At 72.9% G+C, this 14,126-nt stretch carries 16 protein-coding genes; 5 read left to right on the top strand and 11 right to left on the bottom strand.

All coding sequences use genetic code 11. The annotated features are described in order from the left end of the window. Positions 1–400: 400 nt before the first annotated feature. Positions 401–1,291, top strand: coding sequence for an alpha/beta hydrolase (locus ACFWNV_RS29435; protein ID WP_383952887.1), 891 nt, complete (start codon positions 401–403; stop codon positions 1,289–1,291). Continuing rightward, on the top strand, positions 1,288–2,907 hold the full coding sequence (locus tag ACFWNV_RS29440; RefSeq protein ID WP_383952889.1) for a DHA2 family efflux MFS transporter permease subunit: 1,620 nt from the start codon (positions 1,288–1,290) through the stop codon (positions 2,905–2,907). Before ACFWNV_RS29435 ends, ACFWNV_RS29440 begins: the two co-directional genes overlap by 4 nt. Here the strand turns inward: ACFWNV_RS29440 and ACFWNV_RS29445 are convergent. Beyond that, positions 2,864–3,604, bottom strand: coding sequence for a TetR/AcrR family transcriptional regulator (locus tag ACFWNV_RS29445; RefSeq protein ID WP_383952891.1), 741 nt, complete (start codon positions 3,602–3,604; stop codon positions 2,864–2,866). The two genes, ACFWNV_RS29440 and ACFWNV_RS29445, sit on opposite strands and share 44 nt — an antisense overlap. 100 nt (positions 3,605–3,704) lie before the next feature. On the opposite strand from ACFWNV_RS29445, the gene ACFWNV_RS29450 reads away from it, so the two are divergent. Continuing rightward, positions 3,705–3,953, top strand: a complete 249-nt coding sequence (locus tag ACFWNV_RS29450) for a WhiB family transcriptional regulator (RefSeq protein WP_383952893.1) — start codon at positions 3,705–3,707, stop codon at positions 3,951–3,953. 27 nt (positions 3,954–3,980) lie between these two features. On the opposite strand, the gene ACFWNV_RS29455 is transcribed toward ACFWNV_RS29450, so the two are convergent. The 6 genes from ACFWNV_RS29455 to ACFWNV_RS29480 all read right to left on the bottom strand — a co-directional run bounded on the left by ACFWNV_RS29455 (position 3,981) and on the right by ACFWNV_RS29480 (position 8,588). Continuing rightward, a complete protein-coding gene (locus tag ACFWNV_RS29455) occupies positions 3,981–4,688 on the bottom strand; it encodes a hypothetical protein (protein ID WP_383952895.1) in 708 nt (235 codons plus the stop codon). Further along, complete coding sequence (locus ACFWNV_RS29460) at positions 4,685–5,902, bottom strand: putative T7SS-secreted protein (protein WP_383952897.1); 1,218 nt, start codon at positions 5,900–5,902, stop codon at positions 4,685–4,687. Before ACFWNV_RS29460 ends, ACFWNV_RS29455 begins: the two co-directional genes overlap by 4 nt. Next, positions 5,895–6,206: a hypothetical protein gene (locus ACFWNV_RS29465; RefSeq protein ID WP_383952899.1), complete on the bottom strand. Its 312-nt coding sequence runs from the start codon at positions 6,204–6,206 to the stop codon at positions 5,895–5,897. The genes ACFWNV_RS29460 and ACFWNV_RS29465 overlap by 8 nt, the downstream gene beginning before the upstream one ends. An 85-nt stretch (positions 6,207–6,291) precedes the next feature. Further along, complete coding sequence (locus ACFWNV_RS29470) at positions 6,292–7,263, bottom strand: acyl-ACP desaturase (RefSeq protein WP_327303295.1); 972 nt, start codon at positions 7,261–7,263, stop codon at positions 6,292–6,294. 166 nt (positions 7,264–7,429) lie between these two features. Continuing rightward, complete coding sequence (locus ACFWNV_RS29475; RefSeq protein WP_308401466.1) at positions 7,430–7,669, bottom strand: hypothetical protein; 240 nt, start codon at positions 7,667–7,669, stop codon at positions 7,430–7,432. Positions 7,670–7,736: 67 nt separating this feature from the next. Beyond that, positions 7,737–8,588: a helix-turn-helix domain-containing protein gene (locus tag ACFWNV_RS29480; protein WP_383952902.1), complete on the bottom strand. Its 852-nt coding sequence runs from the start codon at positions 8,586–8,588 to the stop codon at positions 7,737–7,739. Between the two features lie 212 nt (positions 8,589–8,800). On the opposite strand from ACFWNV_RS29480, the gene ACFWNV_RS29485 reads away from it, so the two are divergent. Continuing rightward, on the top strand, positions 8,801–9,268 hold the full coding sequence (locus ACFWNV_RS29485; protein WP_383952904.1) for an ATP-binding protein: 468 nt from the start codon (positions 8,801–8,803) through the stop codon (positions 9,266–9,268). A gap of 37 nt (positions 9,269–9,305) precedes the next feature. On the opposite strand, the gene ACFWNV_RS29490 is transcribed toward ACFWNV_RS29485, so the two are convergent. The 3 genes from ACFWNV_RS29490 to ACFWNV_RS29500 all read right to left on the bottom strand — a co-directional run bounded on the left by ACFWNV_RS29490 (position 9,306) and on the right by ACFWNV_RS29500 (position 12,120). Beyond that, on the bottom strand, positions 9,306–10,943 hold the full coding sequence (locus ACFWNV_RS29490; protein ID WP_383952906.1) for an ABC-F family ATP-binding cassette domain-containing protein: 1,638 nt from the start codon (positions 10,941–10,943) through the stop codon (positions 9,306–9,308). A gap of 206 nt (positions 10,944–11,149) precedes the next feature. After that, positions 11,150–11,566, bottom strand: coding sequence for an SsgA family sporulation/cell division regulator (locus tag ACFWNV_RS29495; protein WP_383952908.1), 417 nt, complete (start codon positions 11,564–11,566; stop codon positions 11,150–11,152). A gap of 254 nt (positions 11,567–11,820) precedes the next feature. Then, complete coding sequence (locus tag ACFWNV_RS29500; RefSeq protein WP_383952910.1) at positions 11,821–12,120, bottom strand: YciI family protein; 300 nt, start codon at positions 12,118–12,120, stop codon at positions 11,821–11,823. A 26-nt stretch (positions 12,121–12,146) separates the two neighbouring features. On the opposite strand from ACFWNV_RS29500, the gene ACFWNV_RS29505 reads away from it, so the two are divergent. Next, positions 12,147–12,827, top strand: a complete 681-nt coding sequence (locus tag ACFWNV_RS29505) for an endonuclease V (RefSeq protein WP_383952912.1) — start codon at positions 12,147–12,149, stop codon at positions 12,825–12,827. A 28-nt stretch (positions 12,828–12,855) separates the two neighbouring features. Here ACFWNV_RS29505 and ACFWNV_RS29510 read toward each other — a convergent pair whose 3' ends face one another. After that, the gene (locus ACFWNV_RS29510) at positions 12,856–14,061 is read right to left on the bottom strand and encodes a saccharopine dehydrogenase family protein (protein ID WP_383952914.1); all 1,206 of its coding nucleotides are present in this window, start codon (positions 14,059–14,061) and stop codon (positions 12,856–12,858) included. Between the last annotated feature and the right edge of the window lie 65 nt (positions 14,062–14,126).

Raw genomic sequence — 14,126 nt, forward strand, 5'->3', positions numbered from 1 at the left:
CCTTTGCGCGGGTGTGTGAGGGAGCTTGTGCCTGGGCGCGTACCGGTCATCGTGCTGTCCCCGTTCGCAGAAGTCTTCCTTGACTCAGGCCAGGATCCGGGGCGGCCGGGGGCCGGGGACATCCGGCGGCCCACCCGCCCCGAGGGGGGCTACCCCCCGGCTGCGCCCGGGCCGCCCGGCGGGGAACGGTCATCACATTCGCTGATGGGGAAGGTAGTTCGTCCTGGTTTGCGGATCGGCGTCGTCTACCGTCGTTCGCGGGGCCGGCCCTGCCCGGAAGCATGCTCGCTTGATCCATCTATAACAACACGAACGGTCGTGCTAATATTTTGCCATCGTCCTGCCAAGCCGGCACCGGCTGGCCACTCTGAGGAGATCCGGAGAACCGGGCATGCACCCCATGGCTTCACTCCTGAGCACCACCCTCAACATCACCGCCCGGGTCGCCCCGGGCCCGGTCGGGCGGGTGGCGTTCGCGCTGTTCGTGCGGCCGCTCGGCCGGCCGAAGGTGAAGCCGGGCGAGGCCGGGGTCATGGCCCGGGCCGTGACCGGGCGGCTCGTCGTGGACGGGATACCCGTGACCACGTACCGCTGGGGCGACGGCGAGCGGCCGGTCCTCATCGTGCACGGCTGGACCTCGCGCGCCTCGCGCTTCGCCGGGTTCGTCGAGGCGCTGCTGGCCGAGGGCCGGACCGTGGTCTCCTTCGACGCTCCCGGTCACGGCACGTCCGGCGGCCGGGCCACCACCATCCTCCGGCAGCGCGAGATCATCCGCCGACTGCAGTCGCAGTACGGGGAGTTCTCGGCCGTCCTGGCCCACTCCTTCGGGGTGGTGTCCACCTTCTTCGCGCTGCGGGACGGGATCCGGGCCGACCGGATCGTCGGCATCGGCGCCATCGCCGACTTCGACTTCCTCACCGCACGGTTCCGCGCGATGCTCGGCGTGAACCAGGCCGTCGAGGACGCCTTGCGGCGCCACGTCCAGCGCCGGCTCTTCCCCGCCGAGCCCGACGTATGGCCCCGCTTCGACGCGTGCCGCCACCCCGAGGAAGTCCCCTCGGAGATCCTCCTCGTGCACGACGCGGACGACGACACCGCGGCCCCCTCCCAGTCCCGCGCCATCGCGGCGGCCTACGGGGAGCGGGCCCGGCTGATCGAGACGAGCGGACTCGGCCACCGCCGCATCCTCCTCGACCCGGAAGTCATCGGGGCCGCCGTCGAGTTCCTCAGCGCAACCCCCTCGCAGACCCGTTCGGCCGGCCCGGCCGAGACCGCAGGAGCCACCAGATGACCTCCACCCGCCCCGAACCCGGCGCACCCGCGCCCATCGCCGCCTCCGGGCCCGGAGCCGCGCCCGCCTCTGTGCCTGGGCCCGCCTCTGTGCCCGCGCCCGGCTCCCGGTCCGCGCCCGGCTCCCGGTCCGCGCCCGGCTCCCGGTCCGCGCCCGGCTCCGGCTCCGCCGCCAAGCCCCTCCCCGGCTCCGCGCCCGCTCCGGGGGCCCTCCCCGGCCCCCGGCAGGAAGCCGCGGAGGGCCCCGGGGGCGGGCGGGTGCTCGCGCTGGCCAGTGCCGTCACCTTTCTCGCCTTCCTCGACGCCACTGTCGTCAACGTCGCCTTCCCCGACCTGCGCCGCGCCTTCCCCGAGGTGTCGCTGGCCCGCCTGACCTGGGTCGTCAGCGCCTACGCCGTCCTGTTCGCCGCCCTGCTCGCCGCGGCCGGCCGGCTGGCCGACACCCTGGGCCGCCGGGCCCTCTTCCTCGGCTCGACCCTCGCCTTCACCCTGACCTCGCTCGCCGCCAGCGCGGCCCCCACCGCCGAACTGCTCATCGTGGCCCGCGCACTCCAGGGAGCGGCCGCCGCCGGGATGATCCCCGCCGCGCTGGGCCTCGTACTCGCCCACACCCCGCCCGCCCGCCGGGCCGCCGCCCTCGGCGCCTGGTCGGCGGCCGGCGGACTGGCCGCCGCCGTCGGCCCGAGCATCGGCGGACTGCTCGTCGAGTGGTGGGACTGGCGCGCGATCTTCCTCATCAACCTCCCGCTCGGACTGGCCGTCGCCTGGGCCTCCGCCCGCGCCATCCCCGCGGAGCCGCGCACCGCGCACCGCCTGCCCGACCCCGTCGGTACGACGGCCCTCGCCCTCGGCATCGGGGGAGTGGTGGCCGGGCTCTCCCAGGGCACGGAGTGGGGCTGGACCGACCCGAAGGTGCTCGTCCTGGTCATCGGCGGGGCCCTGGCGGGCACCCTCGCGCTGCGCCGCTCGCGCAGTCATCCCGCCCCGGCCGTCGACCGCGACCTGTGGCGCGACCCCCTGTTCGCCCGCTCCACCGTCGGCGCCCTGCTCTTCGGCGTCGCCATGTACGCGTGGCTGCTGATGGGCCCGTCCTACCTCGTCGAGCGCTGGGACTACTCGGTCCTGCAGGCCGGCTTCGGTGTCACCCCGGGCGCCGTCCTCGCCATGGCGGGCGCCCTCGTCGTCGGCCGCCGGGTCCCCGCCCGCTTCCAATGGGCCGCCGTCACCATCGGATCGCTGCTCTTCGCCGCCAACGGCCTGCTGATGTGGGGCTGGGTCGCGGAGTCCACCTCGTACGCCCAGATCTTCCTGCCCTCCGCGCTCCTCGGCGGTCTCGGCATCGGAGCCGTGCTGACCGCCCTGTCGACCACGGCCTCGGTCGGACTGCCGCCTCAGCGCTTCGCGGCCGGTACCGGCCTGCTGATGACGGCCCGCCAACTCGGCGGGGCGCTCGGCGTCGCCGCTACGGCGGCCCTGCTCACCGGGGGAGGCCCCGGCGAGCACTGGAGCGGGATCTTCCTGCTGATCGCGCTCTCCTCGCTCGCCGCGGCGGTCGTGGGCGCCGCGATGAAGCTCAGCGGCCGGTCGCGGCCGGATCGGTCGCGGCCGGCAGGCTGACGGCCGGGGCGTCGCCGGCGGAGAAACCGGCGACCGGGAAGGCGAGTACGGGCGGCCGCTCCGGGAGTTCCTCCGGGGCGGCCGCCGCCGCGCGCAGCCGGGCGAGGATGCCGCGGGCGGCCCGGTCGTAGGCCGTGGTCTCCTCGTGCAGCACGGAGTGCGCGTTGGCCAGCTCCATCATCGCCATGATCTCGAAGGCGAGCTGCTCGACGGCCTCGGCATCGACCGCGGCCGGCTCGCGGAACCCGCCCGCCAGCCGGGCCTCGTCGAGCAGCCGCACGAGGTAGCGGGTCCAGTCGCCGCGGATCTTGGCGATCTCGTCGTGGACGGGCCCGGGACGCGAATCGAACTCGGCGGACGCGGAGTAGAAGAAGCAGCCGCCGGGGAAGACCCGCCGGCCGGAGTAGCCGAGCCAGGTCTCGCACAGCCGCCACACCTTGGCGAGTCCGGCGGGCTCGTCCCGCACGGGCCGTACGACCTGCTCGACGAAGACGGCCCGGGCGGCCTGCACGGTGGCGAGCTGAAGCTCCTCCTTGGAGCCGAAGAGGGCGAACACGCCGCTCTTGCTCAGTCCCAGATCCGTGGCGATCTTCCCCAGGGACAGCCCTTCCAGGCCGTCCACCGAGGCGATGCTCATCGTCCGTTCCAGGACGGTCCGCCGCGTCTGGTTCCCGCGCTCCACGCGTCCGTCTGCCATACCGCCATGGTACCGAAGTCATCGCACGCACGGTCGTTCACTCTGTGTTGTTGATCAGGCGTTGATCGGACGTCCATCACCGGCGGACAGGCTCTGCGGCATGTCGATGAACACCACCGCTACCGATACCGCCGCCCCGGCCTGGTACGAGCTCGCCCTCTGCGCCCAGACGGGTCCGGGCTTCTTCTTCCCGGAGCCCGGCTCCTCGCTGCGCGATGCGAAGCGGCTGTGCGGGGCCTGCGAGGGCCGCAAGGCCTGCCTGGACTACGCCCTGACCAACGACGAACGCTTCGGCGTCTGGGGCGGCCTGTCCGAGTCCGAGCGCCAGGCCCTGCGCCGCCGGCCCTGACCCGAAGGGCGCGGGCCGGCGGCGGCGTCACCCCAGCAGTTCCAGGATCCGCGAGGTCCCGGCGCCGCCGGGCTTCGGCGGCCCTGGCGGCCTCGGATCGGCGAAGGCGATCGTGTGCGCGATCGCCTCGAGGACGTCGGTGTACGCGGCTGCGTGCTCGGCTGCCGCGCTGGTCAGGTCGAGCAGGAACAGGTGGCGTCCCTCCGGATGGGCCGTGACGGCCCTGCCCTGGAACAGCCCCCGGCCGGTACCGGGGGCCGGGACGACCCCGCTGACCAGGGCGCACGGGAGGCCCGAGGCCAGATCGAGGAACCTGCGCGTCGAGCCGCTCCCGGGGGCCGAGCGGGCGAGTGCCAGGGCCGTCCGTGCCACACCGGCTCCGGCTCCGGCCCCGCTTCCGGCCTCGTCCGAGGCCCGGGCGGTGAGGGTGAACAGCGAGGTCGAGACGGCCTCGGGGCCCTCGGGATGGAGGCCGACCGCGGTGTGGACCAGGTGCAGTCCGGGCTGGCCGGCGAGTGCGTCGAGGCTGTCCATCAGCCCGGCGAGCTGCGACCCCGCCGCACCGGCTCCGGTATCCCCTCCCGTACCCGTACCCGTACCCGCGCCGTCGACGGAGCCGCCCAGGGCCGCCAGGGCACCGGCGACCTCCTCCAGGGCGCTCCGGTCCTCGGGGCCGATGTCGTGGAATCCGGGAGGCAGCCGGAACCAGACCGGTGGGACGGCGTGGTGCGTCACGGCTGCACCAGCGTCCACAGGCGGGCTGTCTTCGCGGCCGTGGACGGACCGTCCTCCACGACGAGGCGGGTGCCGTCCACCGCCGTGGAGCCGCGGTCCACGGCCGGGTCGTCACCGGTGTAGTCGGCGGCGGCCGTGGCCGCTCCGGTGGCGGCCACGGCCACCCCCACCCGCTCCCTGACCTCGGGCGTCGAGGACCGCAGCGCCCACGAGGAGAGCGGGTTCTCCACCTTCCGCAGCTCGTCCGCGGTGTTCCACGTCGTGCGGGCGAAGGCACCCGCGCCCGGCGAGACGCCCGCCAGGGCGCCGGCCTCCGGCACCGCCATGGCCGCGCGGGCCGCGACCGTACCGGCCCGCGCGCCCGAGGCGACCGCGGCCACGCCCGGTACGGCCCCGAGGCCGTCGCCGAGCAGGGTCACGCCGTTCTTCCAGAACGCGGCGTCGAACTTGCCCCGGGTGAATCCCTCGGTCAGCGGCTTGCGGAAGCCGGGGTCGGCGAGGTGCGCGGTCAGGGCGGCCAGCGAGAGCCCGCCCGCGACGAGCATGACCGCCATCCCGGCCGGCGGGAAGAAGAGGGCGATGCCCGCACCGGCCGCTCCCAGAACGGCCGCGGCGTTCGAGAGGGCGTCGGCCGGATCCTCGACGATCTTGTTCCAGACCGACTCCAGCACCCCGGGCTCCTTCGGAGCCAGCCGCTGCGCCGTCGCGGTCAGCGTGTCCGCCACCCTGCGGGCCGCCGCCGAGTGCTCCGAGGCCAGTTCGCGCGCCAGGCGGCGGGCGTCGGCGAGCGCCTCTTCGGTGGTGGCCGCGGCCGCCCGGGACGCGTAGCCGGCGGCCAGACTGCGGTGGGCGGCCAGGGTGTCGTGCCAGCCGGTCAGCCTGCGCGCCGCCTCCGCCAGGGAGGCGTGGGCCGCGTGGAGGTGGCGGGGCAGCTCCTGCGACAGTGAGGCGCGGAAGGCGGTGGCGGCCTCGCCCTGCCAGGCCGAGCTGTGGGAGACCAGGGCGTCGACGACGCGGGAGGTCTCCGCGAGGCTGTCCGCGGAGGAGCGGAGCTTCTTCGCCAGGGCCCGTACCGCGTCCGGGCTCCCCGGCGCCGGGTCGAAGCCGAGCGCGGCCAGACCGGCCGAGGAAGGGCCGGCCGCGGAGGGACCGGCGGAGGAGCCGGCCGAGGGGGAGCCCGCCGAGGAAGGGCCGGCCGCGGGGGAGTCAGTCACGGGCCGCCGCCGCCTGCCGGAAGGCCGCGCGGATGGCCTCTTCGAGCTCCGCGTACTCGGCGGCGCTGCGGCGCACGCCCTCGCGTACGGTCTTGATCCGCCCGGCGAGCTCCTTGGTGCCGTGGCCCCATCTTTCCTGGAAGCCGTCGCACGCCGCGTCGAGGTCAGCCGTCCCCAACTGGTCGGCCCGTACGTGGTCCAGCTCCCGCCGGGCCTCGCGCAGCGCGGTCAGCGAGGTGTCCAGGGCGTTGGTGAGGCGGGCCAGCTGGTCGATCTCGACCTGGAGCGGCGTCATGGCGGTCATGACGCGAAACCCTGGCAGAGCGGGGCTCTGCCAGGGCAATCGCCGTCACCCGCCCGAGCGAGCGGAAACCGGTCAGGTCGTGCGATCAGGCCTTGCGGGCCGCGATGCGGGCGGCGCGGGCGGCGAGCCGCTCGTCGAACTTGCGGGCCTCGGAGTCCAGGCCGTCCATGAACAGGCCCAGCTCCTCCTGGGCCTTCTGCCCGTCGGGGCCGAGGCCGTCGATGTCCATGATCTTCAGGAAGCGGATCACGGGGCTCAGCACGTCGTCGTGGTGGATCCGCAGGTTGTAGACCCCGCCGATCGCCATCTGCGCGGCCATCCGCTCGAAGCCGGGCATCCCGTGTCCGGGCATCCGGAAGTCGACCACGACGTCCCGTACGGCCTGCATCGTCAGATCCGGGGCGAGCTCGAAGGCCGCGCCCAGCAGGTTGCGGTAGAAGACCATGTGCAGGTTCTCGTCCTGCGCGATGCGGGCCAGCATGCGGTCGCAGACCGGGTCACCGGACTGGTGGCCGGTGTTGCGGTGCGAGATGCGGGTCGCGAGCTCCTGGAAGGCCACGTACGCCACGGAGTGGAGCATCGAGTGCCGGTTGTCGGACTCGAACCCCTCCGACATGTGCTGCATCCGGAATGCTTCGAGCTTGTCCGGGTCCACGGCGCGCGAGGCCAGCAGGTAGTCGCGCATCACGATGCCGTGACGGCCCTCCTCGGCGGTCCAGCGGTGCACCCAGGTGCCCCAGGCGCCGTTGCGGCCGAAAAGGGAGGCGATCTCGTGGTGGTAGCTGGGGAGGTTGTCCTCCGTCAGCAGGTTCACGACGAGCGCGATCTTGCCGATCTCGGTGACCTTGGACTGCTGCGGGTCCCAGGCTTCGCCGTCCTCGAAGAAACCGGGGAAGTTCCGGCCGTCGCTCCACGGGACGTACTCGTGGGGCATCCAGTCCTTGGTGACCTTCAGATGGCGGTTGAGTTCCTTCTCGACCACCTCTTCCAGCGCGAACAGCAGCTTGGCGTCCGTCCACGCCTCCGAGCTGCCGAGGTGGGGAGAGGTGATCGTCACGGGTACTCCTGAGTGCAAAGCGAATTACCTACGGTTCCGTAGCCTACGGAGTCGTAGGTTAAGCGCGACATCAAGACCAGCCAAGCCCCACAGGGACCTATGTCCGGTTACATCCCGTTATCTGCGCAGTTCGAAGGGGGTGTGGCGTGGCCTGAAGGGACTAAAGTCACGCGAGCAGGTGGTCCGCTGCTCCCGCCTTGACGGCCGAGATCAGCGCACGGAGCGCATCGATCGAGTCGGTGACGTAGGCGGCGGACTCGGTGGTTCCGATGTACGCCTTCCCCTCGGCGTCCCGCCCGAAGCGGAAACAGTTCGCCCCCTCGCTGCAAAAGGCCTCGTCCCAGGCGATGCCCGCCGTCGCCGACGGGGTCGCCGGGGTGGTCGCGGTCGTGGTCGTCGTGCCCATGTCGTTCTCTCGTCTCCTCGTCGGATCCGGTCAGGTGGTCAGTCAGCCGGTCGGCCGGTCGGCCCGGTCAGAGGGTCTGTGCGAGGGCGCGGATGACATCGCGGGAGTCGCGGGCCGGCAGTGCCAGGGAGCGCAGCCGCTCCAGCAGGCCCCGGTAGCGGAGCAGCTTCATCTGCGAATCCAGCAACATCGAGCCGTGCGAACTGTCCAGCTGCACGGTGTCCAGCTCGCTGATCGTGGCGGCCGCGTACGTGAAGGACTGGCCGGCGCCGGGGAACCCGCCGGCGGTGAACGGAATCACGCGCACGGTCGTACGCGCCCGCTCCGACTGTTCCAATATGTGTTCGAGCTGCGCCCGTGCCACCTTGGGACCGCCGAACTGCATCCGCAGCGCCGCCTCGTGCACGACCGCCTCGTACAGCGGCGGCGCCTCGCGCGCGAACACCTGCTGGCGGTGCATCCGCAGGGCGAGCCGCGCCTGCAGGTCGGGCTCGGGCAGCGGCGGGTTGGCGGTGTCGAAGACGGCCCGCGCGTGCGCCTCGGTCTGCAGCAGTCCGGGTATGTGCGTGGTCACGGCGGTGTGCAACGCGACGGAGTGGTGCTCCAGTTCGCAGATGTCCAGGAGCGCGGGCGGCAGCATGCCCCGGTGCTGTTCCCACCACCCCTTCTCGCGCTCCTGGGCCATGGAGGCGAGCAGGTCGACCAGCCCCGTGTCGGGGCAGTCGTAGTTGAAGGCGAGGGTGCGGACACGCTCGGCGCCGATGGCGATCCGGCCGGATTCGATGTTGGGGATCCTGGTGCGGTCCACCCCCATGAGCGCCGCGGCCTGTTGCACCGTCATGCCCGACTGTTCGCGGAGTTTGCGCAGCTCGGAGCCCAGGCGCTGCTGACGCGCGGTCGGCGTACTCCTCGGTGGCACAGGTCCCCTCTCCTCCGGCCGGGGCATGCGGGTGCACCCTCACGAGTCCGGAAATGCCCTGAGAAAACATCAAGTCGTCGTACAAGTAGTAGCACTGTGCACCACGTTGCGCTACGGTCGGTAGCGCAAGTCTCACACGGGGCGACCTCGAGCTCTTGTATGACCACACGGCCATCAGCGCATTCAGCACCTCAGAACCTTGGAGCAGCACGATGACGGGCACTCTCCGTGGCCTGCGGTCGGTCCACGAGTTCCGGCAGGCCCCGCCAGGGGCGGAGAAACTGAGCTACTCCATAGGCCTGCCGGGCGGCGCCCATTGCGCGGGCAGCGCCCGGGGCGCGCTGCGGTCCCTGCTCGTCCGGCACGGACTGCCCGACCTGTGCGACAACGCGGCCCTGGCCGCTTCCGAACTCGTGGCCTGCGCCTACCGGTTCACGCCCGACAAGGAGATGGTGCTCAAGGTCCGCTGGCAGTTCGACGCGCTGCGGATCGTCGTCTTCGACCAGCACCCCGCGCACTCCTCGCCCGAGGCGAGCGAGGAGTGCCGGCGGCGCCGCAGCCGCGGGATGTGGCTGCTCTCGGCGGTGGTCGAGGCCTGCGGCGGGGACTGGGGGCTCACCCCGGTGCTCACCCCGATGGGCGGCACCAAGTCCTGGGCGTTACTGCCCTTGCCGCGTTAGCGCAGCTCACGGCAGGCTTAGTCACCGCAGGCGCGGGTCACCCGTGCCACGACTGGTGGACCTCTTCCGCCGTCGTCGGCCGCAGCCCTTCGTCGAGCAGCAGCCACCGCGTGATGCCGATCGACTCCAGGAACGGCACGTCGTGGCTGGCCACCACGAGCGCCCCTTCGTAGGAGTCCAGGGCGTCGGTCAACTGCCGTACGCTCGCCAGGTCCAGGTTGTTCGTCGGCTCGTCCAGCATGAGCAGCTGCGGGGCCGGCTCCGCGAGCAGCAGCGCCGCCAGTGTCGCCCGGAACCGCTCGCCGCCCGACAGGGTGCCGGCCGGCCGGTCCGCCCGCGCTCCCCGGAACAGGAAGTGCGCGAGCCGCGCCCGGATCAGGTTGTTCGTCGCGTGCGGGGCGAACCGCGCCACGTTTTCCACGACCGAGCGCTCGTCGTCCAGTACGTCGAGCCGCTGCGGCAGGAACCGCACCGGGACGTGGGTCACCGACTCGCCCGACAGCGGGGCCAGTTCCCCCGCGATCGTGCGCAGCAGGGTGGTCTTGCCCGAGCCGTTGGCCCCGACCAGGGCGATCCGTTCCGGACCGCGCAGCTCCCACTCGCCGGCGATCGCGGCACCGTGGGCCGGGTGGAGCGCGCTCAGGGTGAGCACGCGGCGGCCCGGCGGGACCTGGGTCGCGGGCAGTTTGATCCGGATCTCGGCGTCGTCGCGCACCGCCAGCTCCGCCTGGTCGAGGCGTTCCTCGGCTTCGGCCAGCTTCTCGGTGTGCATGATGCGGTGCTTGCCCGCCGATTCCTGCGCCGCGCGCTTGCGGGCACCCATGACGATCTTCGGCTCGCGCTTGGTGTCCCACATCTTCTGGCCGTACCGCTTGCGCCGGGCCAGTTTGGCGTGCGCCTGCGCCAGTTCGCGCTTCTGCCGCTGTACGTCGCCCTCCGCGACCCGGACCATCCGCTCGGCCGCTTCCTGCTCGACCGCGAGCATCTCCTCGTACTGGGTGAAGTTGCCGCCGTACCAGTGGAGTTCGCCGTCGCGCAGGTCGGCGATCTGGTCGACCCGGTCCAGCAGTTCCCGGTCGTGGCTGACCAGGAGCATCACCCCGGACCAGGACTCGACGGCCGCGTACAGCCGGCGCCGGGCCCGCAGGTCGAGGTTGTTGGTGGGCTCGTCGAGCAGCAGGACGTCCGGACGGCTCAGCAGCAGGGCGGCCAGCCGGAGCAGCACGCACTCCCCGCCGGACAGTTCGCCGGTGGTGCGGTCCAGGCCGATCCGGCCGAGCCCGAGCTGGTCGAGCGTGGCGAGGGCCCGTTCCTCCACGTCCCAGTCGTCGCCGACGGCCGCGAAGTTGGCCTCGGTCGCCTCGCCCGCCTCGATGGCGTGCAGGGCGGCCCGGGCGGTGTGGACGCCGAGCGCCTCGTCCACCCGTAGGGAGGTGTCGAAGGTGACGGTCTGCGGCAGCTGGCCGACGGTGCCGGCCACGGTCAACTGGCCCTCGGTCGGGGAGAGTTCCCCGGCGATGAGTTTCAGCAGGGTGGACTTGCCGCAGCCGTTGCGCCCGATCAGGCCGGTACGGCCGGGGCCGACGGCCAGTTGGAACCCGTCGAAGACGGGGGTGCCGTCGGGCCAGTCGAAGGACAGGTCGGAGCAGGTGATGAACAGGGGAGCAGGACTCATGGAGGCCTCCAGGTTGCGTGAGTGGTGAGTGCAACGCGGGGGAGACACAGGAGACCGCGGGTGAGGGCGGTGGTCGGTGTGTCTCGGACCTCAGAGAAGCAACGTCCTGCTCCGTTTCGACGGCGATGGGGCGTCTACGAAGCTACGGGGCGGCCGGAGCGGCGGGCAAGCGAATTAAACGGGCCGGGGCGGAGCGCACCGGCGCGTCAGCAGGAGTCGCGCATCAGCTCGGCGAGGCTCTGGTCCATGTCGAGGTACAGGTGCTCCAGGCCGGGCGGCACGATCGTCGAGGCCCGCTCCAGGAAGCGGTGCAGTTCGGCCGTCACCATCAGCACGATCGCGACTCCCTCGGGGGCGTGGAACTCCACGGTGGTCCGGTCGGCGTCGTACGGGCGCACGCGCACGTCCCCGCAGCCGGCCGGGCGGTCCAGCCCGTACTCCAGCAGCTCGCGCGAGAAGGTCCACGAGACCTCGACGCCCTCCAGGGTCGCGGGTGCGGGGAAGGCCATCCGGACGGCGAAGGGATCCGACCGGTCGTAGCAGAGCGTGACGGGTACGGTGTCGACCTTCGGCGCGGTGGCGACCAGTCGGGCCTGCACGGCCTGCTCGATGACAGTGATCAAGGCTCGCTCCCTTGCGGCGGATCTCGTGCCGGACCGCGGGGTGGGGGCCCGGCAACGGGATAGACGCGTGAACCGGCGAATCCGTGCACGCGACCTGGAGTGAGCTGTGTCACCGATTGGCCTGAACCCGCCTGTGTGATCGCACAGGGTGACCGGCGGCACGGGCCTCCGGGGCCCGTCCGCAGGCCCCGGAGCGGCCGCAGTACGGCCGGTTCCCGCTCACTCCACAGGCCCAAGGCGGGCTCCGGACCGGCCTAGAGCGCCGGGTTCTCCCGTACCGTCGCCAGGTCCGACGAGGTCTTCGTCGCGAGGAACTCGGTGATGCGGTAGGCGCAGACCCCCGCCACCGTGAAGGGGTCCTCGGACGCGATCTTCTCGATCTCCGCGCGGGACACCCCGCCGGCCAGGATCACGCCCCCGTCGCGCGGGACCTTGCGGCCCGAGGCGAGGAAGATGCCGGCGGCGTAATAGCCGTCCAGCCAGGCGAGGTGCGCGTCCATCTCTTCTTCGACGGCTTCGAGGGGCGCGGTGTAGGAGAGCTCCATGACGAACATGATCGCCAGGCTACTCTCGCACCACTATGACGAGAGCGAAGACCCCCGCCGACGAGGCCGAGGCCAAGGCGATACAAGACGAACTGCGCGACCGGGTCGTCCTGACCGAAACCGGACCCCCGCCCGGCGAAGGGCTGATCGCCGGGGTGGACGTGGCCTACGACGACGAGCGCGACCTGGTGGCCGCCGCGGCCGTGGTCCTCGACGCCGCCACCCTGCGGGTCGTCGAGGAGGCCACCTCCGTCGGCCGCGTCAGCTTCCCCTACGTGCCCGGACTGCTGGCCTTCCGCGAGCTGCCGACCGTGCTCGCCGCGCTGGAGGCGCTGACGGTCACGCCCGGTCTGGTCGTCTGCGACGGCTACGGGCTGGCCCACCCGCGCCGCTTCGGGCTCGCCTGCCACCTCGGCGTGGTCACCGGGCTGCCCGCCATCGGCGTGGCGAAGAACCCGTTCACCTTCACGTACGAGGAACCGGGCGCCCGCCGCGGGGACCTCTCCCCGCTGCGCGCGCCCGACGGCGAGGTCGTGGGGCGGGCCCTGCGCACGCAGGACGGGATCAAGCCCGTGTACGTCTCCGTGGGCCACCGGGTGTCCCTGGACAACGCCTGCGCGCACGCCCTGGCGCTGAGCCCCCGCTTCCGGATCCCGGAGAGCACCCGGCACGCCGACTCCCTGTGCCGGCGGGCCCTGCGCGAAGCCACGGAGTAGGCCCCGCCCCCGCGACCGCGAGCGCGGCTCAGTCGGAAGCCGCCACCCGGAAGCGGATGCCCGCGTGTCGGAGCCGGTCCAGCAGGGCGTCGCCCATCGCCACGGCGGTGGTCAGCTGGCCGGAGAGCTCGGGCAGGGCGTCGTAGGCCAGGCAGAGCGCGGACTCCGCCAGCATCTTCGCGGTCTCCCCGTACCCCGGGTCGCCGCCCGAGACCTCGGTGAAGACCCGCCGGCCGCCGCCCTCGCCCACGAACCGCACGCTGAACCAGCTCCGCGCCCGCCGCTCCGCGTCCGGGCCCTGGCCCGGCTCCCAGCGGTCCGCGAGCCACTGCCGCACCGGCGGGATCTGCGCGAGGGCGGCCACCCCGCCGACCGCGGCCGTACCGCCCACGGCGACCGGCAGGTGCCGCACGGAGGCGTAGTGCCGGTAGCGGAAGTCCGGGCCGTACCGCTCCAGCGCGGCCGCCGACCGGGCCACGACCTGCACGTCCAGGACGGGCAGCGGCAGCGCCCAGGTGCCGGTCTCCCGGCTGAAGCGCGGGGCGCCCACGGGCACCCGTACCCGCCGGCCCAGCAGCCGGGGCTCGTGGATGAGGCGCGCGCGGGCGGCGGCCAGGTTCTGCGGTCCGCGGCCCAGCGCGGTGAGCACGGTGGTGAAGGTGCCGCCCGAGAACAGGGCGTTGGAGCGCACGAACGCGTCCACGGTCAGCGGTACCCCGGCCGGCAGCTGTCCGACCGTGAAGTACGCCCCGAGGTCGGCCGGGACGGAGTCGAACCCGCAGGCGTGCACGATCCGGGCGCCGCTCTCGCGGGCCCGTGCGTCGTGCTCGACGTACATCCGGTCGACGAACTCCGGCTCGCCGGTCAGGTCCAGGTAGTCGGTGCCCGCCGCGGCGCAGGCGGCCACCAGCGGGGCCCCGTACAGGACGTACGGCCCCACGGTCGTGGCCAGCACGCGGGTGGAGGCGGCCAGTTCGCGGGTGGCCGCGGCGTCCTGGGCGTCCGCGCGCAGCAGCGGCAGGTCCGCGCAGCGCGGGTCGAGGGCGGTCAGTCGCTCGCGCAGCCGCTCCAGCTTCGCGAGGTCGCGTCCCGCGAGGGCCCAGCGGCAGTCCGCGGGGGCGTGCACCGCGAGGTACTCGGCGGTCAGCGCCCCCACGAACCCGGTCGCTCCGAAGAGCACGAGGTCGTACTCCCGTTCCGCGGTGCGCGGTTCGTGCCGGACAGCTGCGTTCATCGGGAGCCTCCCAGACGGTGTCGGTGGTGGCTGAGGCTAGCGCGTGGCCGCGGTACGACGGACGG

The sequence above is a fragment of the Streptomyces sp. NPDC058401 genome, from assembly GCF_042722885.1.
Lineage (GTDB): Bacteria > Actinomycetota > Actinomycetes > Streptomycetales > Streptomycetaceae > Streptomyces.

Coding starts and splice junctions, on each gene's coding strand:
- ACFWNV_RS29435 (WP_383952887.1), top strand. CDS start 401: ATGGCTTCACTCCTGAGCACCACCCTCAACATCACCGCCCGGGTCGCC.
- ACFWNV_RS29440 (WP_383952889.1), top strand. CDS start 1,288: ATGACCTCCACCCGCCCCGAACCCGGCGCACCCGCGCCCATCGCCGCC.
- ACFWNV_RS29445 (WP_383952891.1), bottom strand. CDS start 3,604: ATGGCAGACGGACGCGTGGAGCGCGGGAACCAGACGCGGCGGACCGTC.
- ACFWNV_RS29450 (WP_383952893.1), top strand. CDS start 3,705: ATGTCGATGAACACCACCGCTACCGATACCGCCGCCCCGGCCTGGTAC.
- ACFWNV_RS29465 (WP_383952899.1), bottom strand. CDS start 6,206: ATGACCGCCATGACGCCGCTCCAGGTCGAGATCGACCAGCTGGCCCGC.
- ACFWNV_RS29475 (WP_308401466.1), bottom strand. CDS start 7,669: ATGGGCACGACGACCACGACCGCGACCACCCCGGCGACCCCGTCGGCG.
- ACFWNV_RS29485 (WP_383952904.1), top strand. CDS start 8,801: ATGACGGGCACTCTCCGTGGCCTGCGGTCGGTCCACGAGTTCCGGCAG.
- ACFWNV_RS29490 (WP_383952906.1), bottom strand. CDS start 10,943: ATGAGTCCTGCTCCCCTGTTCATCACCTGCTCCGACCTGTCCTTCGAC.
- ACFWNV_RS29500 (WP_383952910.1), bottom strand. CDS start 12,120: ATGTTCGTCATGGAGCTCTCCTACACCGCGCCCCTCGAAGCCGTCGAA.
- ACFWNV_RS29505 (WP_383952912.1), top strand. CDS start 12,147: ATGACGAGAGCGAAGACCCCCGCCGACGAGGCCGAGGCCAAGGCGATA.
- ACFWNV_RS29510 (WP_383952914.1), bottom strand. CDS start 14,061: ATGAACGCAGCTGTCCGGCACGAACCGCGCACCGCGGAACGGGAGTAC.